This is a genomic window from Arthrobacter sp. zg-Y820 (assembly GCF_030142155.1).
Lineage (GTDB): Bacteria > Actinomycetota > Actinomycetes > Actinomycetales > Micrococcaceae > Arthrobacter_B.
The window spans coordinates 2,305,895-2,327,654 of record NZ_CP126247.1; the positions used below are offsets into that span (position 1 = coordinate 2,305,895).

General features: G+C 67.0%; 20 protein-coding genes. 6 read left to right on the forward strand and 14 right to left on the reverse strand.

The annotated features are described in order from the left end of the window. Positions 1 to 57: 57 nt before the first annotated feature. The 6 genes from leuS to QNO08_RS10435 form a co-directional block, all read right to left on the reverse strand. Positions 58 to 2,556, reverse strand: coding sequence for a leucine--tRNA ligase (gene leuS, locus QNO08_RS10410; RefSeq protein WP_442860487.1), 2,499 nt, complete (start codon positions 2,554 to 2,556; stop codon positions 58 to 60). A 333-nt stretch (positions 2,557 to 2,889) separates the two neighbouring features. Further along, positions 2,890 to 3,888 (reverse strand): SDR family oxidoreductase, encoded by a 999-nt coding sequence (locus tag QNO08_RS10415; protein WP_229965587.1) that lies wholly within the window; start codon positions 3,886 to 3,888, stop codon positions 2,890 to 2,892. Beyond that, positions 3,885 to 4,835, reverse strand: a complete 951-nt coding sequence (locus QNO08_RS10420) for a bile acid:sodium symporter family protein (RefSeq protein ID WP_229965585.1) — start codon at positions 4,833 to 4,835, stop codon at positions 3,885 to 3,887. Before QNO08_RS10420 ends, QNO08_RS10415 begins: the two co-directional genes overlap by 4 nt. Beyond that, positions 4,825 to 6,201, reverse strand: a complete 1,377-nt coding sequence (locus tag QNO08_RS10425) for a flavin-containing monooxygenase (RefSeq protein WP_284155587.1) — start codon at positions 6,199 to 6,201, stop codon at positions 4,825 to 4,827. The genes QNO08_RS10420 and QNO08_RS10425 overlap by 11 nt, the downstream gene beginning before the upstream one ends. 194 nt (positions 6,202 to 6,395) lie before the next feature. Then, positions 6,396 to 7,916, reverse strand: a complete 1,521-nt coding sequence (gene glpK / locus QNO08_RS10430) for a glycerol kinase GlpK (protein ID WP_229965581.1) — start codon at positions 7,914 to 7,916, stop codon at positions 6,396 to 6,398. A 64-nt stretch (positions 7,917 to 7,980) separates the two neighbouring features. Next, positions 7,981 to 8,718: an MIP/aquaporin family protein gene (locus QNO08_RS10435; RefSeq protein WP_229965785.1), complete on the reverse strand. Its 738-nt coding sequence runs from the start codon at positions 8,716 to 8,718 to the stop codon at positions 7,981 to 7,983. Between the two features lie 281 nt (positions 8,719 to 8,999). On the opposite strand from QNO08_RS10435, the gene QNO08_RS10440 reads away from it, so the two are divergent. From QNO08_RS10440 to QNO08_RS10450, 3 genes are read left to right on the forward strand one after another with little or no spacing between them, the layout of a single operon-like run. Further along, positions 9,000 to 9,836 carry an aldo/keto reductase gene (locus tag QNO08_RS10440; RefSeq protein WP_229965579.1) on the forward strand — a complete coding sequence of 279 codons (837 nt, stop codon included), beginning with the start codon at positions 9,000 to 9,002 and terminating at the stop codon, positions 9,834 to 9,836. Then, entirely contained in the window at positions 9,836 to 10,798 is a 963-nt protein-coding gene (locus tag QNO08_RS10445; RefSeq protein ID WP_229965578.1) for an alpha/beta fold hydrolase, read from the forward strand. The genes QNO08_RS10440 and QNO08_RS10445 overlap by 1 nt, the downstream gene beginning before the upstream one ends. A 2-nt stretch (positions 10,799 to 10,800) precedes the next feature. Continuing rightward, positions 10,801 to 11,913: a glycosyltransferase family 4 protein gene (locus QNO08_RS10450; RefSeq protein ID WP_229965784.1), complete on the forward strand. Its 1,113-nt coding sequence runs from the start codon at positions 10,801 to 10,803 to the stop codon at positions 11,911 to 11,913. Here the strand turns inward: QNO08_RS10450 and QNO08_RS10455 are convergent. Both QNO08_RS10455 and QNO08_RS10460 read right to left on the reverse strand, forming a co-directional pair. Continuing rightward, positions 11,910 to 12,929, reverse strand: coding sequence for an NADP-dependent oxidoreductase (locus QNO08_RS10455; protein WP_229965576.1), 1,020 nt, complete (start codon positions 12,927 to 12,929; stop codon positions 11,910 to 11,912). The genes QNO08_RS10450 and QNO08_RS10455 overlap by 4 nt on opposite strands. 39 nt (positions 12,930 to 12,968) lie before the next feature. After that, positions 12,969 to 13,421 carry a MarR family winged helix-turn-helix transcriptional regulator gene (locus QNO08_RS10460; protein WP_229965574.1) on the reverse strand — a complete coding sequence of 151 codons (453 nt, stop codon included), beginning with the start codon at positions 13,419 to 13,421 and terminating at the stop codon, positions 12,969 to 12,971. 128 nt (positions 13,422 to 13,549) lie between these two features. Between QNO08_RS10460 and QNO08_RS10465 the strand changes: the two genes are divergently transcribed. The 3 genes from QNO08_RS10465 (at position 13,550) to QNO08_RS10475 (ending at position 15,530) form a co-directional block, all read left to right on the forward strand. Beyond that, positions 13,550 to 14,263: an ABC transporter ATP-binding protein gene (locus QNO08_RS10465; protein ID WP_229965572.1), complete on the forward strand. Its 714-nt coding sequence runs from the start codon at positions 13,550 to 13,552 to the stop codon at positions 14,261 to 14,263. Further along, the gene (locus QNO08_RS10470) at positions 14,260 to 14,994 is read left to right on the forward strand and encodes an ABC transporter permease (protein WP_229965571.1); all 735 of its coding nucleotides are present in this window, start codon (positions 14,260 to 14,262) and stop codon (positions 14,992 to 14,994) included. The genes QNO08_RS10465 and QNO08_RS10470 overlap by 4 nt, the downstream gene beginning before the upstream one ends. Positions 14,995 to 15,128: 134 nt before the next feature. Further along, positions 15,129 to 15,530, forward strand: coding sequence for an Hsp20/alpha crystallin family protein (locus tag QNO08_RS10475; protein ID WP_284023468.1), 402 nt, complete (start codon positions 15,129 to 15,131; stop codon positions 15,528 to 15,530). Between the two features lie 11 nt (positions 15,531 to 15,541). On the opposite strand, the gene QNO08_RS10480 is transcribed toward QNO08_RS10475, so the two are convergent. The 6 genes from QNO08_RS10480 to mihF all read right to left on the reverse strand — a co-directional run bounded on the left by QNO08_RS10480 (position 15,542) and on the right by mihF (position 21,721). After that, positions 15,542 to 17,722 (reverse strand): primosomal protein N', encoded by a 2,181-nt coding sequence (locus tag QNO08_RS10480; RefSeq protein ID WP_229965569.1) that lies wholly within the window; start codon positions 17,720 to 17,722, stop codon positions 15,542 to 15,544. Positions 17,723 to 17,729: 7 nt separating this feature from the next. Beyond that, a complete protein-coding gene (gene metK / locus QNO08_RS10485; protein ID WP_229965568.1) occupies positions 17,730 to 18,959 on the reverse strand; it encodes a methionine adenosyltransferase in 1,230 nt (409 codons plus the stop codon). A 169-nt stretch (positions 18,960 to 19,128) separates the two neighbouring features. Beyond that, entirely contained in the window at positions 19,129 to 20,412 is a 1,284-nt protein-coding gene (coaBC, locus tag QNO08_RS10490) for a bifunctional phosphopantothenoylcysteine decarboxylase/phosphopantothenate--cysteine ligase CoaBC (RefSeq protein WP_229965567.1), read from the reverse strand. Positions 20,413 to 20,469: 57 nt separating this feature from the next. After that, on the reverse strand, positions 20,470 to 20,730 hold the full coding sequence (rpoZ, locus tag QNO08_RS10495) for a DNA-directed RNA polymerase subunit omega (RefSeq protein ID WP_152217989.1): 261 nt from the start codon (positions 20,728 to 20,730) through the stop codon (positions 20,470 to 20,472). Between the two features lie 39 nt (positions 20,731 to 20,769). After that, complete coding sequence (gmk, locus tag QNO08_RS10500; RefSeq protein ID WP_229965566.1) at positions 20,770 to 21,351, reverse strand: guanylate kinase; 582 nt, start codon at positions 21,349 to 21,351, stop codon at positions 20,770 to 20,772. A gap of 52 nt (positions 21,352 to 21,403) precedes the next feature. After that, positions 21,404 to 21,721: an integration host factor, actinobacterial type gene (gene mihF / locus QNO08_RS10505; RefSeq protein WP_229965565.1), complete on the reverse strand. Its 318-nt coding sequence runs from the start codon at positions 21,719 to 21,721 to the stop codon at positions 21,404 to 21,406. Positions 21,722 to 21,760 lie beyond the last annotated feature (39 nt).

The window sequence follows — 21,760 nt, forward strand, 5'->3', positions numbered from 1 at the left end:
GTCCCCCGTGCCGCTTGCCCGTTGTTGCCTGCCTGGTCTGTCCGTCCGTGCGCCAGCCTACGCCGGAACGACGTTCACGAGCTTCGGCGCGCGCACGATGACGGTGCGGATTCCGCGCCCGTCGAGCGTCTTCTGCACCGCGTCCGAGGCCAGCGCCAGTTCGCGCAGGTCCTCTTCGCTGATGTTGGCGGGCACCTCGAGCCGGTCGCGGACCTTGCCCTGGACCTGGACGACGGCGGTGACCGTGTCCTGGACCAGCAGGGCTTCATCGACTGCCGGCCAGCCGGCGTTCGCCACCGAGGCCGGGCGGCCCAGCAGGGACCACAGGTCCTCGGCGGTGTACGGGGCGAACAGGCTCAGGATGATCGCCACGGTCTCGGCGGCCTCGCGGACCGCGGGATCCGCACCGCCGACGCCGGAGTCGATCGCCTTGCGGGTGGCGTTGACCAGTTCCATGGTCTTGGCCACGACCACGTTGAACTTGTTGTTCTCCAGCAGCTCGGTCGCGTCGGCAATGGTCCGGTGCGTCAGGGCGCGCAGCTTCTTGTCGCCGGCGGTGAAGTCGACGCCGGGTTCACTCGTCACGCCCTGGCCCAGGCGCCAGGCCCGTGCCAGGAACTTGGCCGAGCCCGACGGCGAGACGTCCGCCCAGTCGACGTCGTCCTCCGGCGGGGAGGCAAAGATCATCGTCAGGCGCACGGCGTCCACGCCGAACTTGTCCAGCTGCTGGCTCAGGTCCACGCCGTTGCCCAGCGACTTGGACATCGCCTTGCCGCCGTTGAGCACCTGGCCCTGGTTCAGCAGGGAGCTGAAGGGCTCGCTGGCTTCCAGCAGGCCCATGTCGTGGACCACCTTGGTGAAGAAGCGTGCGTAGAGCAGGTGCAGGATGGCGTGTTCCACGCCGCCGACGTACTGCCCCACCGGCATCCAGTTCTTGGCGGCCTCCGGGTCGAACGGTCCGTCGGTGTAGTGCGGGGAGACGAAGCGCATGAAGTACCAGGACGAGTCCACGAAGGTGTCCATGGTGTCGGTGTCGCGCTTGGCCGGGCCGTCGCACGTCGGGCAGGACACATTGACCCATTCATCCACCGACGCCAGCGGTGAGGTGCCCTTCGGGGCCAGTGCTTCGCCGCGCAGCCCGGTGGGCAGCGTAACGGGCAGCTGGGCATCCGGTACCGGAACCTCGCCGCAGGTTTCGCAGTGAATGATCGGGATCGGGGTGCCCCAGAAACGCTGGCGGGACAGCAGCCAGTCACGCAGCCGGAAGTTGACGAACTTCTCGCCGGTGCCCTGCTCCTCGAGCATGGAAATAGCGGCCGGGATGGCTTCGGACTTGGGCAGGCCGTCCAGGGTTCCGGAGTTGATCAGGGTGCCCTCGCCGGTGGTGGCGGTGCCGGAGACTGACGGATCCTCCTCCCCGGTGTCCAGGACCGGGCGGACCGGCAGGTCGAAGGTCTTGGCGAAGTCCAGGTCGCGCTGGTCGTGCGCGGGCACGGCCATGATTGCGCCGGTGCCGTAGTCTGCCAGCACATAGTCAGCGGCCCAGACCGGCAGCTTCTCGCCGGTGAGCGGGTTCACGGCGTAGCGGCCGGTGAAGACGCCGGTCTTGACGCGTTCGGTGGACTGGCGCTCGATGTCGGAGAGGGCCTTGACCTGCTCGCGGTAGTCCAGCAGGGCGTCCATGTGCTCGTCGGTGGTCAGCTCCACGGCCAGCGGCGCGTCCGCGGCGACGACGAAGAACGTTGCCCCGTACAGGGTGTCCGGGCGGGTGGTGAAGACGGTGACCTGCTCGGCGGGCTTGTCGCCGTCGGCCTCGATGTTGAACCGGACGTGCGCACCTTCGGAGCGGCCGATCCAGTTTTTCTGCATGGCCAGCACGCGCTCGGGCCAGTGGCCCTTGAGCTGGTCCATGTCATCGAGGAGGCGGTCGGCGTAGTCGGTGATCTTGAAGTACCACTGGTTCAGGGACTTCTTGGTGACCTGGGTGCCGCAGCGTTCGCAGGCGCCGTTGACGACCTGCTCGTTGGCCAGCACGGTCTGGTCCTTGGGGCACCAGTTGACCGGGGAGTTCTTCCGGTAGGCCAGGTTCCGCTCGTAGAAGCGCTTGAACAGCCACTGGGTCCAGCGGTAGTACTCGGGGTCCGAGGTCTGAATCCGGCGCGACCAGTCCACACTGATGGCGTAGCGCTTGAATGACGCCGCCTGGGTGTCGATGTTGCGGTAGGTCCAGTCGCTGGGGTGGGCGTTGTTCTTGATCGCCGCGTTTTCGGCGGGCAGGCCGAAGGAGTCCCAGCCGATCGGGTGCAGCACGTCGTATCCGAGCTGGCGCCAGTAGCGCGCGACGACGTCACCCATGGCGAACGCCTCGGCGTGGCCCATGTGCAGGTCGCCGGAGGGGTACGGGAACATGTCCAGCACGTAGCGGCGTTCCTTGGAACCGTCGTCGGCGGGCTTGAACACGCCGAGCTCATCCCAGACCGCCGGCCACTTCTGCTCGATGTCCGCAAAACTGTAGACGGCCTCTTCAGACTCATCCGTCTGTGACTGCGTACTCACTGTTGTCGCCTCTGTCCTCAAAGAAATCCTGTTGATCCGCGGTTGCCGGTCCGTGCCGGTCCCGCCGCTTAAAACTCAAGTTCCTGACGCTCTCCCCCAGACACACAAAAGCCCCTCGGCAAGCAAGGGGCTTGGCCGCGCACGGACGGTGCGCGGCTACCTAAGGAGGAGGGAAACGTTCATCTTTCCACTTTACAACAGCACCGCCCGTACACCAGCCGAACCGCGGGCGGCGAAGCGGCGGGCCGCAGGCAAAAGGTACGACGACGGCGGCAGCTGTCCTGCATGTGCCGGATCCTTCGCCTTGCGTATCTTTGCGGGGCGTCCGTGCGTCTACCGGATAGGACGCCCTGGGGCAGTTACTGCTTGCCCTGCCGCCGCGGCGGCATCCCGGGCGGCACGGAAGGCCAGGAACGCCTCGCGGCTGGTGTACGTGGGGGCAAAGCCGAAGTCTTCCTTCAAGGCCGTGTTGTCCAGCACCGGGCGGTAGCGCAGGAACCGCAGTTGTTCCGGTCCGTGCACGGTCAGCTTCAGCCGGCGCCCCAGCCACAGGGCCGCCGCCAGCACCGGGCCGGGAACCGTGAGCGTCCCCCGGCCCAGCAGTGCGGCGATCTCGCGGACGGTCAGGGCGCCGTCGCCTGCCACATTGAAGATGCCGCTGCGCCCGGTCACCACGGCGCGGACCATGGCGTCGGCGACGTCGGTGTCCCAGGCAAAGACAAACGGGGACTCACTGCCCGCAACCCGCAGCAGCCGCGGCGCATCGAACAGTGCGGTGATCTGGTTGCGGACCTGCTCCCCCAGGATGGTGCCGATGCGGAAGATCGTCTGTTTCAGCTCCGGATGCTCCTGCCGGCAGCGGGCCAGCTCCTCCTCGACCAGGCGCTTGTGGCGGCTGTAGGCAAACTCGTCGTTGCCGCGCAGCGGATCGTTTTCCCGCAGCCACGCCGGGTTGTCGGGGTGGTAGCCGTAGGCCGCTCCGGAGGAGGAAATGACCACATGATTTACCCCCGCGTCGATGCAGGCCGCCAGCACGTTCCGGGAACCGGTCACATCCACCCTGAACTCCTGTTCGCGGGTGGTGTCCTTGCCCGGATTCACGATCGCCGCCAGATGCACCACGGTATCGATCCGGTGCTCCGCCAGCAGCCGGCCCACGTCGGGGGAACAAACATCGGCCAGGGCGTAGTGAACACCGTCAAGGCGGCGTTCGGCGGCGGGTTCCCGGATGTCCAGGGACAGGACGTGGGAAATCTTCGGATGCTCCAGCAGCTTGGCCACCACCGCGCTGCCGAGGAAGCCGTTGCCGCCGGTGACGCAGACCCGGCTCACGCGGTTCCCTCCCGGGCTGTGGTGCCGGCAGCACCGCCAGCGCGGACGGCTTTCCGGGCATCCCGCCGCCGCCACCAGGTGGCCAGCAGCAGGCCGGCCAGAATGTCCCAGATCCCCCACCAGGCGGCAATCATGGCCATGCCGCCCAGCCCGGCGAAGAAGGTGAGGGTCAGGCCCAGCCCCAGCCCGGTGTTCCGGGCCCCCACCTCGAAGGCGAAGGCCCTGCGGTCCGGCTCCCCCAGCCGGGCTGCGGCGGCTGTCCAGTAACCGACGGCCAGGGCCACGGCGTCATGCAGCAGCACCACCAGGAAGATGGTGCCGAGGTGCTCGCGCAGCGGTCCCAGGTTGCTGGCCGTGCCGGAGACGATGAACACCAGCAGCGCTACCAGGCCCACCCGCTGCACCCACGGCAGGGCCTTGGCGGTCAGGGCGGGGAACCGACGGGCCAGCGGCATGCCCACGGCAAAGGGAACCCCGATGATCAGCAGCACCTGGACCAGCATCTCTGTGCGGTTCAGGGAAAAGTCCCGCATCAGGGCGTCAGTGGCCGGGTTCAGCGACGCCCAGAGCGCCACATTCAGCGGCATGACCACGATGGCCACCAGGTTGGATACCGCGGTCATCGACGCTGACAAGGCAACATTGCCTCCGGCCCGGTGGGTCAGCACATTGGAGATTCCGCCCGGCGGGCAGCACGCCACCAGGATCATGCCCAGCGCGATCGAGGCTGGAACCTTCAGCAGCAGGGCAAGCCCGACGGTGACGGCGGGCAGGAGCAGGTATTGGGCGCCGATGCCCAGCACCACCGCCTTGGGATGGCGGGCAACGGTTCGGAAGTCAGACGGGCGGACCTCCAGGGCGATTCCGAGAATGATCAGGGCCAGGACCGCGTTCAGGACGATCAGCGAGGCTGGGGTGAAGCTCAGTACGACGTCGTCAATGGGCATCCGCGCCCACCTCCTGCCGCGCCGGCGCCCCATTTGACCCGCCGGGGTGGTCCGGCGGGTCAAGGAGCGCCAGGTGGGCGGCCAATTGGGCCCGGTAGGCATCCTTGTTGACGTAGTAGCTCATCCGGTCCAGCCCAAGGTACTTGTAGCCGCCGGTCATGTCAGGTGACGGTCCGGCCAGGGCCTTCCGGAACCCGGCCGCGCGCTGGGGCGCACGGGCCTGCGCGGCGAGGTAGGCGGCTGCGAGTTCGGCCTGCCGGTAGCGGCCCTCCCAGCCCAGCCCGGAGGCTTCCACCATGCCCACCACCATCAGGTTTTCCGCCTGCCGGCTGAACATGTTCAGGTACAGCGACGGCGACGGGCCGGTCCAGCCCAGCTGGGCCCGATCCAGGAAGGGGTAGGAAAGGACGTAGCCGGTGGACAGCAGCACGAGGTCGTAGTCTCCGGAAGTGCCGTCGCGAAAGTGCACTGTGTGACCGTCGAGCCGGGAAACGTCCGGCATGACCCGGAGGTCGCCGTGGCCCAGGTGGTGCAGGATCAGCGAGTTGACCACCGGATGCGATTCGTAGATCCGGTAGCCCGGGTCGGGGAAGCCAAAGCGGCGGGGGTCGCCGGTGAACATCCGCAGCAGCCGCTTGTCGATGAACTGCTTCAGCGGCCGGGGCAGCGGACGGCCCCGGTTCAGTGTGTCGGCGGGCCGGCCGAAAATGTACTTCGGGATGAAGTAGTACCCGCGGCGGACGCTGATGTCCACGGCCGCGGCATGGTGCACGGCGTCCACGGCAATGTCGCAGCCGCTGTTGCCCGCACCCACGACCAGAACGCGTTTGCCGGCCAGCTCGGCGGGGTTTTTATAGTGCGCCGAGTGCAGGATCTCGCCGGCAAAGGTGCCCGGAAACTCGGGCACGAAAGGAGTGTGCAGCGTGCCGGTGGCCACAATCACTGCCCTGAACCTGGCGCTGCCCTCCCCGTCCGCGCTGCGCCAGGACACCTGCCAGCCGCCGTCGTCCTCCGTGGCGCAGGTGATCTGCGTCCCGAACCGGATGGAGCCGCGCAGCCCGAAATGGTCCGCGTACCCGCGGAAGTACTCCCGCAGGTGCCGGTGCCCGGGATAGTCCGGGGTGCCCGCGGGCATCGGATATTCCGCGAACTCGGTGGTGGTTCTTGACGAAATGAGATGGGCGGATTCATATACGGTGCTGGACGGATTCTCGATGTTCCAGAGTCCGCCCACATCGGTGTGCTGTTCAAAGCCGACAAAATCCAGCCCCCGGCGGGACAGCGCCCGCATGGCCGCCAACCCGCTGGGTCCTGCTCCGATGACCACCACCGGCAGTCCCCCGCGTCCTGCCGTAGGTTCCAACACTCATTCCCGCTTTCGTGACCTGCATCACCTTTGATGCTGCCAGCACGCTACGACAAAGGGCAGGAAGGGTCAAACACCGCCCCCGGCCGGTTGCCGCCGGGTTCTGCGCGCGGACGACGAAGGGCCCCGGCGAAAATTCGCCGGGGCACTTCAGTCCTGCCGCTGCAGCAGTCCTACCGCTTAAGCAAAAGCGCTTACAGCACGTCCTCGTCGACCCAGTCGAAGGTCTTCGTTACGGCCTTGGACCACAGCCGCATCTGACGGTCACGCTCGCTGACCTCCATCTGCGGAGTCCAGCGGGTATCTTCGGCCCACTTCATGGCCAGCTCATCGGTGTCGTTCCAATAGCCCACGGCCAGTCCGGCTGCATACGCGGCACCCAGGGCCGTGGTCTCGACGATCTTGGGGCGGACCACGTCCACGCCGAGGATGTCCGCCTGGAACTGCATGAGCGCCTCGTTGGCGACCATGCCGCCGTCGACCCGCAGCTCGGTGAGCGGCACGCCGGAGTCGGCATTGACGGCGTCGAGCACCTCGCGCGTCTGGAAGGCGGTGGCCTCCAGCGCGGCGCGGGCGATGTGGTTCTTGTTGACGAACCGGGTCAGGCCCACGATCGCGCCGCGGGCGTCGGAACGCCAGTGCGGAGCGAACAGTCCGGAGAAGGCCGGCACAATGTACACGCCGCCGTTGTCCGTGACCTCGGTGGCGAGGGTTTCGATCTCCGCGGCACTCTGGATCATGCCCAGGTTGTCGCGCAGCCACTGGACCAGCGAACCGGTGACGGCAATTGAGCCTTCCAGTGCGTAGACCGGCTTGGCATCGCCCAGCTGGTACGCCACGGTGGTGATCAGGCCGTTCTCGGAGCGGACGATCTCCTCACCGGTGTTGAAGATCAGGAAGCAGCCGGTGCCGTAGGTGTTCTTGGCAGCACCCTGGCTGAAGGCAGCCTGGCCGAAGGTGGCGGCCTGCTGGTCGCCCAGGATTCCGGCGACGGGGGTTTCGCGCAGGAGCTGCGCGCCGTGGACGGTGCCGTACACCTCGGAGGAGGACTTGATCTCCGGCATCATGGACATCGGCACGCCGAAGTCCTTGAGGATTTCCTCGTCCCAGGTCAGGGTCTCAAGGTTCATGAACAGGGTGCGCGAAGCGTTGGTCACATCGGTGATGTGGACACCGTTTTCCGTGCCACCGGTGAGGTTCCAGACAATCCAGGAGTCGGTGTTGCCGAAGAGCAGGTCTCCGGCCTCGGCGCGCTCACGTGCGCCTTCCACGTTGTCCAGGATCCATTTGATCTTGGTGCCGGAGAAGTAGGTGGCCAGCGGCAGACCCACCCGTTCCTTATAGCGGTCCAGGCCGCCGTCCTTCGCCATTTCGTTCACCGTCGGCTGCGTGCGGGTGTCCTGCCAGACAATGGCGTTGTACACCGGCTTGCCCGTGGTCTTGTCCCAGACCACGGCGGTTTCGCGCTGGTTGGTGATGCCGACGGCGGCGATGTCGTGCCGCGTCAGGTTCGCCTTTGACAGCGCGGTTCCCACAACTTCCCGGACGTTTGTCCAGATTTCCTCGGGATCGTGCTCCACCCAGCCGGCACGCGGGAGGATCTGCTCATGTTCCTTCTGACCGGTCGAGACGATTTCGCCGTCGTGGTTGAACACGATGGCACGGCTGCTGGTGGTGCCCTGGTCAATGGCAATGATGTAGGTCGGGTCAGGCATGGTTGGCTCCTTTTACTGCTGGACGGACGGGAGAGCACGGGAACAAGCCGCCGTGCTGAGGGACTTAGACGACGGGCATCGGAATGCCGTTGAAGACCAGACCTGCCAGCGAGCCGCCGATGATGGGGCCGACAATCGGCACCCAGGCATAGGCCCAGTCGCTCTTGCCCTTGTTGGGGATGGGCAGCAGGGCATGGACGATGCGCGGGCCGAGGTCACGTGCGGGGTTGATGGCGTAGCCGGTCGGGCCGCCGAGGGAGGCACCGATCGCAAGCACCAGAAGGCCCACCGCGAGGGGGCCGAGCTCATTCGGGGTCCCGCCGAACGCGAGGATGACAAACACCAGCACAAAGGTGCCGATGACTTCAGTAACAACGTTCCAGCCGTAGGAGCGGATCGTCGGGCCGGTGGAAAACACGCCCAGGATGTTCGCCGCGTCGGGTTCATCGTCAAACTGCTTCTTGTACGCGAGCCAGGCCAGCACGGCCCCGAGCATTGCGCCCAGCAGCTGCCCGGCCAGATAGACCATGACTGAGGCGAAACTTGTTTCCACGCCGGGAGCCAGGTCTGAGCCGTTGAAGATCAGGCCCATGGTTACCGCGGGGTTAAGGTGAGCGCCGGACTGAACCGCCACGAAGACACCTGCGAAAACGCCAAGACCCCAGCCGAAGTTGACGAGAAGGAAGCCTCCGCCGTTGCCCTTCGTCTTACTCAACGCCACATTCGCGACCACGCCGCAACCAAGCAATATGAGTGTTGCCGTTCCTGCGAACTCACTGAGGAATACCTCACCGAGAGTCACCATTGACTTCTCCATCCTTCTGATCAGGTTTACCGGCTGATGTTTTAGTCGGTCTGAACAACTCTGTCATGACTCTGCCCCCCAACCAGACACGCCGGCATCGCCTGCGCACTGCCTACTTGCGCAGTATTGCGGTCTTGCACTAGGCAATCAAGGACTCCCCCGTAAACGCAGTTGGCGACCCGGAAAACGCAGGGATCTGCCGCCTCAACCCGGCCCCGGCGACCGGCGGACGGGCTCGGATTCAACCGCCGGGCGCCATCCTCGGTAGAGTCAACTGCATGGAACCAGCCCCCAAACTGACCCTCAATAACGGCGTTTACCTTGACCAGGTGGGCTATGGCACATACAAGGTCCCCGCCGCAGATGCAGCCGGCCTTGTCACCGACGCCCTCGCCGCCGGATACCGGCACATCGACACCGCTGCCCTGTACGGAAACGAGCAAGGTGTCGGCGAGGCTATCCGCACCTTCACGGCCTGCAGCGGCGTTCCCCGCAACGAGATTTTTCTCACGTCCAAGGTGTGGAATTCGGACCAGGGTTACGACCGAACGATGCAGGCGTTCGAGGATTCGATGGCCCGGCTGGGCCTGGACACCCTTGACCTGTACCTCATCCACTGGCCCTGCCCCGAGCGCCGGCTGTTCGTGGAGACCTATCGGGCGATGGAGGAGCTTTACCGTGAAGGCCGCGTGCGGGCCATCGGCGTATCCAACTTTCAGCCGGACCACTTGGCGCAGCTGATGGATGCCGCTGATGTCGTGCCGGCGGTCAACCAGGTCGAGCTGCATCCCTGGCTGCAGCAGCACCGGCTCCGCGTCGTGCACGCCGAGCTGGGCATATGCACGGTCGCTTGGAGCCCGCTGGGGCGCGGCGCCGTCCTGTCCGATCCGGTGATCACGGCCATCGCCGTCGAACTCGGGGTGTCTCCGGCACAGGTGATCCTGCGCTGGCAGGTGGAACAGGGAAACGTCGTGATTCCCAAGGCCAGTTCGCCCGGGCGCATGGCCGAGAACCTGGACGTCTTTTCCTTCAAGCTGACTGCGGGCCAGCGGGCCGCCATTGCCGGCCTGGACCGGAACCAGCGCTCGGGCTCGCATCCGGACGAGGTGAACTAGTGCGCACCAAGCCTGGAAACAGCACGGTATCCGGCGTAACGTTCGCCCGCCGCGCGGAGGAACGGACTTTTACCGTGGACGGCACGCTCCAGCGATGCTGGGATTTTGCCCCCGTGCCGGAGGGCTCCGGAGCCGCGAATCCGGACGGAGACGACGCCGCCGGCCGGGACGCGGCTCCGCCGATCTTCATGGTCCATGGCTTCCGCGGCGACCATCACGGACTGCTGCGGATTGTCGAGGCGCTGCCCGGACACCGCGTCCTGGTCCCCGATCTGCCCGGTTTCGGACGGGGCGAGCCGCTGCCGGGACCGCACGACGTCGGAGCCTACGCCGGGTTCGTGGCAGCGGCGCTGGAGGGCGGGGTCCCGGGCCTGGGGGCCGACACCGTTCTCCTCGGGCACTCCTTCGGCTCCATCATCGCCTCCAAGGCGGCGGCGGAACGCCCGGAACTGATCAGCGAACTGGTGCTGGTGAATCCCATCTGCGAGCCGGCGCTGGAAGGGCCCAAGGGCATCACCAGCAAAGCGGCCGAACTCTACTACCTGTCCGCGGCACGCTTGCCGGAGGGGCTGGGCATGGCCCTGCTGCAGCACCCGGCCATTGTGCGGGGCATGAGCATCTTCATGGCCAAGACCCGCGACCCGGCGCTGCGGCGCTGGATCCACGGCCAGCATCGGGCCTACTTCAGCGCGTTTGCCAACCGGGATGTCGTTCTGGATGCGTTCCGGGCCTCGATTTCCTCCACCGTCCGTGACACCGCCGCGCAGTTGGACATGCCGGTGCTGCTGATCGCCGCGGAACGCGACGACCTCGGATCAGTGGCCGGTCAACGGAAGCTCGCCGCACTGATTCCGGACGCGGAGCTGCACATCCTGCCCGGCGTCGGGCATCTGGTGCATTACGAGGCTCCCGCCGAAGCGGCGGCGCTGATCACCGATTTCCTGCAGCGGAGGCACCCGTGAGCCTGCGCATCGCAGTGGACGCCCGGTTCACCCGGACCGACCAGCACGACGGCATCAGCCGGTACGGCGCCTCCCTGATCGAGGCTCTCGCCGAAAATGGGGGCTCCGCTGAAAAGGCGCAGGTGCTGATGCTGATTTCCGACGAGCGGCAGCTGGCGCTGCTGCCGGATCTCCCCTGGGTCAAGCTCAACAGCCCCCTCTACCCCGCCGAGCTGCTGGTCGCCTTCCGCGTCAACCGGCTGGGCGCCGACGTCGTCGTCTCACCTATGCAGACCATGGGCAGCTGGGGGCGGAAGTATCCGCTGATCCTGACCCTGCATGACCTGATCTATTACTCGAATCCGACGCCGCCCGGTTTCCTGCCGCTGCCCGTGCGGGCTTTGTGGCGGCTCTATCACCTGGCGTACTGGCCGCAGCGGCGTCTGCTGAACCGGGCCGACGTCGTCGCCACCATCAGCGAAACCACCCGCTCGCTGATGGCCCGGCACCGGCTGACCAAACGTCCCGTGCGCATCGTCGGGAACGCGCCGCAGCCGGGCGCTACCGTCCGGAATCCTGCACAGGCGCCGGAAAAGACGCTGCTCTACATGGGCTCGTTCATGCCGTACAAAAACGTGGAAACAGTGGTGCGCGGCATGGCGCATCTGCCCGGCTACACGCTGCACCTGCTCAGCCGGATTTCCCCGGAACGGCGGCGCGAACTCGGCGCGCTGGTGCCTGACGGCAGCGAGGTGGTGTTCCACAACGGCGTTTCCGAAGAGGAATACGCGGAGCTGCTGCGCTCGGCCACCGCACTGGTGACGCTGTCCCGGGCGGAGGGCTACGGCCTGCCGATGATCGAGGCAATGGCAGCCGGCACCCCGGTGGTGGCCAGCGACATTCCGATCTTCCGCGAGGTCTCCGGCGGAGCGGCCCTGCTGACGGATCCGGACAGCCCGGAGGCGTTTGCCGCCGCTGTCCGCGAGCTGTCCGAGCCGGATCGCTGGCGCCGGATCTCCGAGGCGGGACTGCGCCGGGCGGCGGAGTATTCCTGGGAGACCTCGGCGGCCCAGCTGCTGGACGCTGCCGCCGAATCGGTGCGGCTGTTCGGGGAGCGCCGGCCGGCCTCCCGCTAGGCCTGCAGGGTCACGACCATCTTGCCCTTGTTGGCACCCTTCATCAGATCGATGAAGGCCTGAGGAGCATTCTCCAGCCCGTCGACGAAGGTCTCGTCGTAGCTGACCGTGCCTTCACTGAGCCAGCCGGACATCAGCGCTGCGAACTCATCCGCGTACTGGTTGTAGCTGCCGACGATAAAGCCGCGCAGGGTCAGTTCCTTGCCGATGGCCAGCGCCAGGTTGCGCGGTCCGGTGGGTGCCTCGGTGGTGTTGTACTGCGAGATGGCGCCGCACATGGCGATCCGGCCAAACTTGTTCATCACCGAGATGGCGGCTTCGAGGTGGTCGCCGCCCACGTTGTCGAAGTACACGTCGATGCCGTCGGCACCGGCTGCTTTTTTCAGTGATTCCTTGACCGGGCCGTCGTGGTAGTTGAACGCCTCGTCAAAACCGAGGTCCAGCAGGTGCCGGACCTTCTCATCGGAACCGGCGCTGCCAATGACCTTCTTGGCGCCCAGAGCCTTGGCGATCTGGCCGACCAGGGACCCGACGGCGCCGGCGGCACCCGAGACAAAGACGACGTCGCCTTCCTTGAATTCCGCCACCTTGGTCAGTCCGGCATAGGCGGTCAGCCCGGTCATGCCGAGCACCCCCAGGTAAGCCGTCGCCGGAGCCAGGGCCGTGTCGATGACCCGGGCACGCTTGCCGTCGAGCACGGCGTAGTCGCGCCAGCCCAGGCCGTGCAGCACGAAATCACCGGCACTGTGGTTTTCAGAGCGGGACTCGAGAACTTCACCGATCGCGCCGCCGTCCAGCGGTGCATCGACCTGGAAGGGCGGAACATAGGACTTCACATCATGCATGCGTCCGCGCATGTACGGGTCCACCGACATCCAGCGGTTGCGGACCAGGATTTGGCCGTCCTCGAGCTTTGGCACGGGCACCTCGGCAAGCCGGAAGTTCTCGTCGGTGGGCCAGCCCTCGGGGCGGGAGGCCAGCTGGATTTCGCGGCTGGTCTGAGGGGCGTTCGTCATGAAGTGCCTTCCTTTGTGGGCCCGGAGGCCCGGTGGGGATTAAAGATTGTCTCTGGTGGGCGTCCGTGCCGCTGCCTGCAGCGCCCCGGTCACCTTGGCGAGTGTCTCCTGCAGCGCCTGCAGCTCTTCCGGTTCCAGTCCCGCGGCTTCGGCAATCCGCTGCGGCAGCGGCAGCGCCTGCTCCTGCAGGGCGCGGCCCTCGTCCGTCAGATGAACCTCAACGCGGCGTTCGTCGGCGGCGGAGCGGTTCCGGCGCACCCAGCCGGCGGCTTCAAGGCGCTTGAGCAGGGGCGAGAGGGTGCCGGAATCGAGCTCCAGCGAGCGGCCCAGGTCCCGGACGCTGGCACCGTCGTTCTCCCACAGGACCGTCATCACGAGGTACTGCGGATAGGTCAGGCCCAGCTGATCCAGCAGCGGCCGGTACACGGCGGTCGCCGCGCGGGACGCCGTGTACAGCGAGAAGCAGACCTGGCGGTGGAGGGAATCACTCATGCCCCGACGTTAGCTCACAATTTAGTTGTACACAACCGATCGCGGATGCGGGTCCGGTCTCCTGCCGGCGATTCGGTATTTGCGGAGCGGGATTGACCGGTAAACGCTCCGGGTGCAAAGTCAGCAGCATGGCATCGTCTCCGGCAATCCGCACCGAGAACCTGTTGGTGCGGCGCAGCGGAACCGCGGTCCTGAACGGCCTGAGCCTGACCGTCCCCGCGGGGCAGGTCGTGGGCCTGCTGGGCCCCAGCGGCAGCGGCAAAACCACCCTGATGCGCACCGTCGTCGGAACGCAGAAAACCTCGGGAGGCACCGTCACCGTCCTTGGCAACCCCGCCGGCAGCCCGCAACTGCGCCGCAAGGTCGGGTATCTCGCGCAGGGGCCCGGCGTTTACGACGACCTGACGGTGGCCGAAAATCTGCGCTATTTCGCCCGCATCGTGGGAGCGCCCGACACCGACCCGGAGCGGGTGATCGGCGAAACCGGGCTGGAACAGCAATCCCGGCGCCTGGCCGGGAGCCTCAGCGGCGGCCAGCACAGCCGCGTCTCACTGGCTGTTGCCCTGCTGGGCGCGCCGGAACTGCTGGTGCTCGACGAACCGACGGTGGGACTGGATCCCGTGCTGCGGCGTGATCTGTGGAAACTGTTTGCCTCGCTGGCGGAGCGCGGCGTGAGCCTGCTGGTCAGCAGCCACGTCATGGACGAAGCCAGCCGCTGCGCCCGCATCCTGCTCCTGCACGAGGGCCGGCTGCTGGCTGACATGACGCCGCCGGAGCTGCTGGAGAGCACGGGCACCACCGATGCCGACGCCGCTTTCCTGGCCCTGCTGGGGGCGGCATGAATCCGGGCCTTGCCCTGGCCACGGCGCTGCGGGTGCTGACGCAGATCCGGCATGACCCGCGGACGGTGCTGCTGCTCCTGCTGGTTCCCAGCCTGCTGATCGGGCTGCTCTCCTGGATCTTCGAAAACACCGGCGTTTTCCAATCCGTTGGCCCGGCGCTGCTGGGCCTGTTTCCGTTTGTGGTGATGTTCCTCGTCACCAGCATCACGACACTGCGGGAACGGCGCTCGGGCACATTGGAGCGGCTGATGACCCTGCCCCTGGGGAAGTTCGATTTCATCACCGGCTACACCCTCGCCTTCGGCCTGCTGGGAACGCTCCAGTCCCTCATCGCCTGTGCCTATGCCGTCTGGATCTGCGGACTCGAGGTCGCCGGCAACACCTGGCTGCTGCTGGCGGTGGCGGTGCTCGATGCCGTGCTGGGAGCCACCCTGGGCCTGTTTGCCTCGGCCTTTGCCGCCTCGGAATTCCAGGTCATCCAGTTCATGCCCGCCCTGGTCTTTCCGCAGATCCTGCTGGGCGGAATCTTCATTCCGCGCCCCCAGATGCCGGACGCGCTGGAGGCGGTCTCGGACTGGCTGCCGCTGTCCCACGCCGTGGAAGCCCTCAACCTGGTTTCCGGCGGCACCGGATCCACGGCGGAGATCCTGCGCGAAATCGGCATCCTGGCGGCTTTCGCCGTCGCCTTCGTGGTGCTGGGAGCGATAACGCTGCGCCGCCGAACTCCCTGAGCGCCGGGCTCAAGCCGGGCCCAGCCGGCCGCTTTGCGCGGGACTTTGGCCATCGATTTTTTTACCCGCCCCGCCCAGTTCTAAACTGCTGATATTCAGCTTAGGTCTCCGGCATGGCGAGGGAGTTGATACTGATGGTTTTCCGGTTCGATCCGGCACCGGGATTGGACCTCTTCGATCCGCTTTGCGGCAGCCCGGGGGCAGCCGACGACAGCGACATTCCCGTGGATCTCTACCGCGAGGGAGACCACTACATCGTGAACGCCGACCTTCCCGGCCTGGACCCCGGCTCCCTGCATCTGGACGTCGAGGGGCGGCTCCTGACCGTCAGCGGGCACCGCACCCTGCGCGACCTTTCCGGAGCCCGGTGGCTGGTCCGCGACCGCCGCCGCGGCCTCGTCCAGCGGCAGATCCTGCTGGGCAGCGACATCAATGCCGCCGGCATCAGCGCCCGCTACGACTGCGGGATCCTCAGCCTGTATCTTCCGGTGGATCCGAATCACCGCCGGCGGAAGATCCCGGTGCAGTACGGCTGACCCGGGGCTGACTACAGGACGTCGGTTCCGTCCACCCGCACGTACACAGGATCCCCGGTTCGACGGGCGGAGACCGCGGCCTTGGTGGCCCGCAGCGCCGCGGTCACCGCCGGGGCAGCAGCGTACGAGAAGAACAGCAGTGTGCGGTAGCGCCCTCCCGAGCCGCCCAGCTGCCCGTCCCGGTGCACGGGGGCCGGCCCCGGCGGGTCTTCCAGGGGTGCCGGCCCCACCACCCGGATTTCGGCCGGCAGGTCCAGCCGGGGCAGGAAGGCGGTCAGCGCTTCGCGGGAGCCCGTGAGCTCGGCGTACCGGACCGCCGGCGGCAGGCCCAGCTCGCCGCGCAGTGCCAGCTCGCGATCGGCGGCGCCGGCCGGATCCCAGCGCAGCAGGTGTCCGACGGTGGAGGTGTCGTCGGCGGTGACCACCACCACGCCTTTGTCGCCGGCGGGGCGCACCAGCGCCGCCGCGCTGAACCAGCGCCGCAGGGTGTCCTCCCCCGCGCGCAGCGACTCGCGGGACATCATGGCGTTGCCGTCCAGCAGGATCGCCGCGGCATAACCGCCCGCCGCCACCGGCTCGGCACCCGGTGTTGCCACCACCAGGGCGGGAGCATCGGGAACGTCCGCCCGCACATGGTCTCCCGCCGAGGAAATGACGGTAACGGAAGGAAAGGCCCGGCCCAGCTCTTCGGCGGTGCGCCCGGCGCCTGCCGCGGATCCGCGCAGGTGTGTGCCGCCGCAGTTGCTGCAGCTCCACACCGGTTCCGGCCGGCCGCACCAGCGGCAGGCCGGAATGCCGTTCCGGCTGGCCAGGCCCAGCGGCCCGGCACACGCCCGGCAACGCGCCGGTTCCCGGCACTCCTGGCAGGACAGCGCCGGGGAGAACCCCGTGCGCGCCACCTGCACCAGCACCGGGCCACGAGTCAGCCCGTCCTGCGCTGCCTTCCAGGCGGCATGCGGAATCCGCGCCCGCGCAGCCAGCGGATCCCGTTCCATGTTGAACGAGTCCGCGGTGCTGACCACCCGCGGAGCCAGCGACCGCACCGTGCTGCGGTCTGCGGAAATATTCGCCGCCCAGCCGCTGGCCACCAGCCGCTGAGCCTCGGTGCTGCGCGAGTGCGAGGCCAGCAGCAGCGCCGCGTCCTCTGCTGCGGCCCGCAGCAGCAGGACGTCACGGACATGCTGGTACGGAGCACGCTGCTCGGCATGCAGGTCATCGGCGTCATCCCAGAGCACCGCCAGGCCAAGGTTGCGCACCGGAGCGTAGGCCGCCGACCGGGTGCCGATCACCACCTGCACGTCCCCGTGCAGGACCTGCAGGAAACTGCGGTAGCGGGGCGTGGGACCGTCGTCAGCCGTCAGGCGCGCAAAGGTTCCCTTGCCGATGCGCGCAATCAACGCCGTCTCCACCCGGGCCAGATCCTTGGCATCGGGCACGACGACGACGGCGCCGCGTCCGGAGAGCAGGGTCGCCTGCACTGCGGCGGCGATTTCCTCAGGCCAGGCGCCGGCTCCGTATCCGCCCAGCGACGACAGCGCGGCCCGCGGGCTGTGGCCGGCTGCCAGATGGGTCAGGAACCGCGGGCCGTGCGGATACCGGCTCCACGGATTGGGTCCGGAGCCTTCCGGCCCGGACGGGAGGTTCTCCCCGGAGAGCTTGGCCGCGGAGGCAGGGTCCGCTCCGGTCGGTGCTTCCGCAGCTGCGGCGGCACGGGCCTGCGGAGTAAATTCCTTGTCCACCCGTGCGGCGCGCGGCGGAATGGCCACCCGCAGCACATCATGGACGGTGCCCGAATAGCGCGCGGCAACGGCCTCGGCCAGGCGCAGGATCTGCGGCGCCAAAACCGGCTGCGGCGACACGACTTTTCCCAGCGGCATAAGGCGGGCCGAGGTATCCGCCTCGGCGGTCCGCTCGATAATGAATCCGGACAGCTCCTGCCCGCCGAACCGGACCCGGACCCGCGCGCCGGGCACGGCGTCGTCGTCGAGGTTCTCGGGCACCAGATAGTCGAACGGACGGTCCAGATGCGGCAGGGGCGAATCCAGCAGCACCCGCGCGATCGGCAGCGCAGGTGCCGCGGACTGTGTCCCCAGGCTTCTGGACGGGGAGACAAAGCCGTGCAGCAGGGACAGCTGCCCGGTTTCCCCGGCCGGTTCCTGCCGTCCGGTCTTCCCTGCCGGTTCCCGCTGCATGCGCCGGTTAGGCGTTGAAGTAGCTGCGGAGGTCCTCGACCTTGTCCTTGCGCTCCCAGGTGAACTCCTCGTCCTCGCGGCCGAAGTGGCCGTTCGCGGCAGTCTTCTGGTAGATCGGGCGCTTCAGGTCGAGCGAGTTGATAATGCCCAGCGGGCGGAGGTCGAAGACCTCCTCGATGGCGGCGGCGATGCGGGCCGGATCCACGGTTTCCGTGCCGAAGGTCTCCACGTAGATGCCGACCGGATGGGCCATGCCGATGGCGTAGGCAATCTGGATTTCCGCGCGGCGGGCCAGCCCGGCGGCCACCACGTTCTTGGCCACCCAGCGCATGGCATAGGCGGCGGAACGGTCAACCTTGGACGGATCCTTGCCGCTGAACGCGCCGCCGCCGTGGCGGGCGAACCCGCCGTAGGTATCCACGATGATCTTGCGGCCGGTGAGCCCGGCGTCTCCGACCGGTCCGCCGATGACGAACGGGCCGCCCGGATTCAGGATGTGCTTGACGTTGGAGATGTCCAGTTCGGTGCCGGCGAGGACCGGCTTGATGACGTGGGTGACCAGGTCCGCGCGCAGCTGCTCGAGTTCGACGTCGACGGCGTGCTGCGAGGAGATGACCACTGAGTCCACGGAGACCGGACGGTCGCCGTCGTAGCCGATGGTGACCTGGGTCTTGCCGTCCGGACGGAGGTAGCCCAGCGTGCCATTTTTGCGGACGGCGGTGAGGCGCTCGGAGAGGCGGTGGGCCAGCCAGATGGGGGTGGGCATCAGGACCGAAGTCTCGTCCGAGGCGTAGCCGAACATGATGCCCTGGTCGCCGGCCCCCTGCACATCGTAGGGGTCGACGTTTTTGCCGGCACGGTTTTCCACCGAGTTGAACACTCCGGAGGCGATTTCCGGCGACTGCTGGCCGATCGAGACCGAGACGCCGCAGCGGGCCCCGTCAAAGCCGTTGGCGGAGGAGTCGTATCCGATGCCCAGGATGGTGTCCCGGACCAGCTGGGGGATCTCCACGTAACCCTCGGTCGTGACTTCGCCGGCCACATGGACCAGCCCGGTGGTGACCAGGGTCTCCACCGCCACGCGGGATTCGGGGTCAACCTTGAGCAGGCCGTCGAGGATCGCATCACTGATCTGGTCACAGATTTTGTCCGGGTGACCTTCAGTGACGGATTCCGAGGTGAAAAGACGCAGCCCGTCGCGGGGAGCGGAAAGTACTGAAGCATCTGGGAAAGTCACGAGTTTTACTCTACTGGGTCTTAGGCCGGGTCCCCGAATGCGGGCCGGGCGCCTGTGGGCGGCAGCCCGGCGCTTGTGGGCGGCAGCCCGGCGCCTGTGGGCGGCAGCCCGGCGCTTGTGGGCGGCAGCCCGGCGCTCAACCGGAAGCCGGCAACGGCTTCGCAGCCTGTCAGGGGACGGCGACGGCGGCGTCGAGCTCCCGCACGACGCGGGCGAGGATGCGCCGGGCGATCTCGGTTTTGGTTCCGGTGTAGGTGGGAGCCGGAGCCGCTGCGGAATCCTGCGGTGAAAGCAAAGTCACTTCCGTGCTGTCCTGGCCGAATACCAGGGAGGTGCCCACCCTGTTCAGCACCAGCAGTTCACATCCCTTGCGGGCAAGTTTCTGCCTGCCGTAGTCCAGCACCTCTGAAGTGCCGTCGCCGGTTTCGGCCGCGAAGCCGACAATCAGCGACGGCCGGGCCGCCCCGGAGGAACTGGCCGCGTTCCGTGCTTCGACGGCCTCGGCCAGGATGTCAGGATTGCGGACCAGGGTAATCACCGGGTTGGTGCCGTCGTCGCGCTTTTTGATTTTGGTGTCGGAATTGCGGTCCGGGCGGAAATCGGCGACGGCGGCGGCCATGATCAGCACGTCGGATCCGGGCGCGGCACGGTGCACTGCCTCGCGGAGTTCCAGCGCGGATTCCACCCGGGTCAGTTCCACGCCGTCGGGCGCCGGAACGTCCATGTGCGCGGCGATGAACCGGACACGCGCGCCGGCTTCCAGGGCGGCCTGGGCAAGGGCAACGCCCTGCTTCCCGGAGGACCGGTTGCCCAGGAACCGCACCGGGTCCAGGGATTCGCGGGTGCCCCCGGCAGTGATGGTGACGGTTTTGCCGTGAAGCGCGCCGGCTTCGGAGGCGGCGGCTTCGGAGGCCGGAACACCGGCGCCGGCAGCAGCCGCGGCGATGGCGGCTGCGAAAATCTCGTCTGGTTCGGGAAGCCGGCCTGCCCCGGAGTCTTTCCCGGTCAGCCGGCCCACTGCCGGATCCAGGACCAGGACGCCCCGGCTCCGCAGGGTCGCAACATTGGCTCGGGTTGCCGGGTGCGACCACATCTCAGTGTGCATGGCGGGGGCAAAAAGAACCGGCCCGCGCGCCATCAGGAGTGTGTTGGTGAGCAGGTCATCCGCTTGCCCGGCGGCCGCCCGCGCCAGCAGGTCGGCGGTGGCGGGGGCAACGACAATAAGGTCCGCCTCGTGACCGAGACGGACGTGGTTGACCTTCTCCACCTCGTCAAAAACCGAGCTGGAGACCGGATTTCCGGACAGTGCCTCCCAGGTGGCCACACCCACAAAGCGGGTGGAGGCCTCCGTGGGAATGACCGACACATTGTGTCCGGCTTCAGTGAAAAGCCGCAGCAGCGACGCGGACTTGTAGGCGGCGATGCCGCCGCCCACACCGAGAACTATGCGCACCGCTGCTGCTCCTGACCCTGACCAGTGGTCAGCTGTTACCGAAGGGGTTCTTGCTGGCTACTCGGCGGATTCGACCGGGCGGCTGACGAGCATGCCTTCGTTGATTTCGCGCAGGGCGATGGACAGCGGCTTCTCGTTCAGCTTGGTTTCCACCAGCGGGCCGACGTACTCGAACAGGCCCTCGTGCAGCTGCGAGTAGTAGGCGTTGATCTGACGGGCGCGCTTGGCGCCGTAGATGACCAGTGCGTACTTCGAGTCAGCTACGTTCAGCAGGTCGTCGATCGGCGGGTTGATGATGCCTTCAGACACAGTAGACACAGATTCTCCAAAATCTTTTATACGGGATGTGGCGGTGCGTCAGCGCGGGCGCGGACTGATTCCCATGAGTGATACAAGCTCAGCTGCTGCCCGCTGGACGTCATCATTTACCACAGTGTGATCGAACTCGGGCTCGGCAGCAAGTTCCAGTTTAGCGGTTTCCAGCCTTTGCTGCTGCTCTTCGGGTGTTTCGGTGCCGCGTCCTACCAGCCGGCGGACCATCTCGTCCCACGACGGCGGGGCCAGGAACACGAAATTTGCCTCGGGCATGGACTTTTTAACCTGCCGTGCGCCCTGCAGATCAATCTCCAGGAGCACCGACCGGCCCTCGGCCATGGCGGCCTCGACGGTGCTGCGCAGCGTGCCATAGCGGTTGCGGCCGTGGACCACTGCCCACTCCAGCATCTGGCCCTCTTCGACGAGTGAATCAAATTCCTCGGCGGAGACAAAAAAGTAATGCACCCCATGTTCCTCGCCGGGACGCGGAGGGCGGGTGGTTGCCGAAACGGACAGCCACACCTCCGGATAGTTGTCCCGGATGTACGTGGACACCGTGCCTTTGCCAACTGCGGTTGGACCTGCCAGAACTGTCAGCCGCGGTTGCGACACTGAGGACCTCATTTGCTCTCGTTGTGATTCGGCCCCGACGGCGCGGCCGCAGTGAAAGCGGCCCCTAGTCGGATTCCAAAAATTCAATCAGCGCTTTGCGCTGGTGGACGCCCAGACCACGCACACGGCGGGTCGGAGCAATACCTACGGTAGTCATTATTCCAGCTGCGCGGCGCTCTCCGACGCCAGGCAGTGCCCGGAGCAGATCCACCACCTTCAGGCGGCCTACTGCTTCCTCGGAAGACCGGGACAGGATGACCTCTTCCACGGACAATTCCCCGGTCTTGATTTTGGCCTTGATGTCGGCCCGCACGGATCTGGCCGCGGTTGCCTTTTCCCGGGCTCTGGTGCGTTCGTCTTCGGTCAGTGGCTTGAGGTTCAACAGAGCCTCCCGGGCAAGGACTGACCCGGCATCAGCTGC

Coding starts and splice junctions, on each gene's coding strand:
- QNO08_RS10420 (WP_229965585.1), bottom strand. CDS start 4,835: ATGCCCATTGACGACGTCGTACTGAGCTTCACCCCAGCCTCGCTGATC.
- glpK (WP_229965581.1), bottom strand. CDS start 7,916: ATGCCTGACCCGACCTACATCATTGCCATTGACCAGGGCACCACCAGC.
- QNO08_RS10440 (WP_229965579.1), top strand. CDS start 9,000: ATGGAACCAGCCCCCAAACTGACCCTCAATAACGGCGTTTACCTTGAC.
- QNO08_RS10455 (WP_229965576.1), bottom strand. CDS start 12,929: ATGACGAACGCCCCTCAGACCAGCCGCGAAATCCAGCTGGCCTCCCGC.
- QNO08_RS10460 (WP_229965574.1), bottom strand. CDS start 13,421: ATGAGTGATTCCCTCCACCGCCAGGTCTGCTTCTCGCTGTACACGGCG.
- QNO08_RS10465 (WP_229965572.1), top strand. CDS start 13,550: ATGGCATCGTCTCCGGCAATCCGCACCGAGAACCTGTTGGTGCGGCGC.
- QNO08_RS10470 (WP_229965571.1), top strand. CDS start 14,260: ATGAATCCGGGCCTTGCCCTGGCCACGGCGCTGCGGGTGCTGACGCAG.
- QNO08_RS10475 (WP_284023468.1), top strand. CDS start 15,129: ATGGTTTTCCGGTTCGATCCGGCACCGGGATTGGACCTCTTCGATCCG.
- QNO08_RS10480 (WP_229965569.1), bottom strand. CDS start 17,722: ATGCAGCGGGAACCGGCAGGGAAGACCGGACGGCAGGAACCGGCCGGG.
- gmk (WP_229965566.1), bottom strand. CDS start 21,351: ATGAGGTCCTCAGTGTCGCAACCGCGGCTGACAGTTCTGGCAGGTCCA.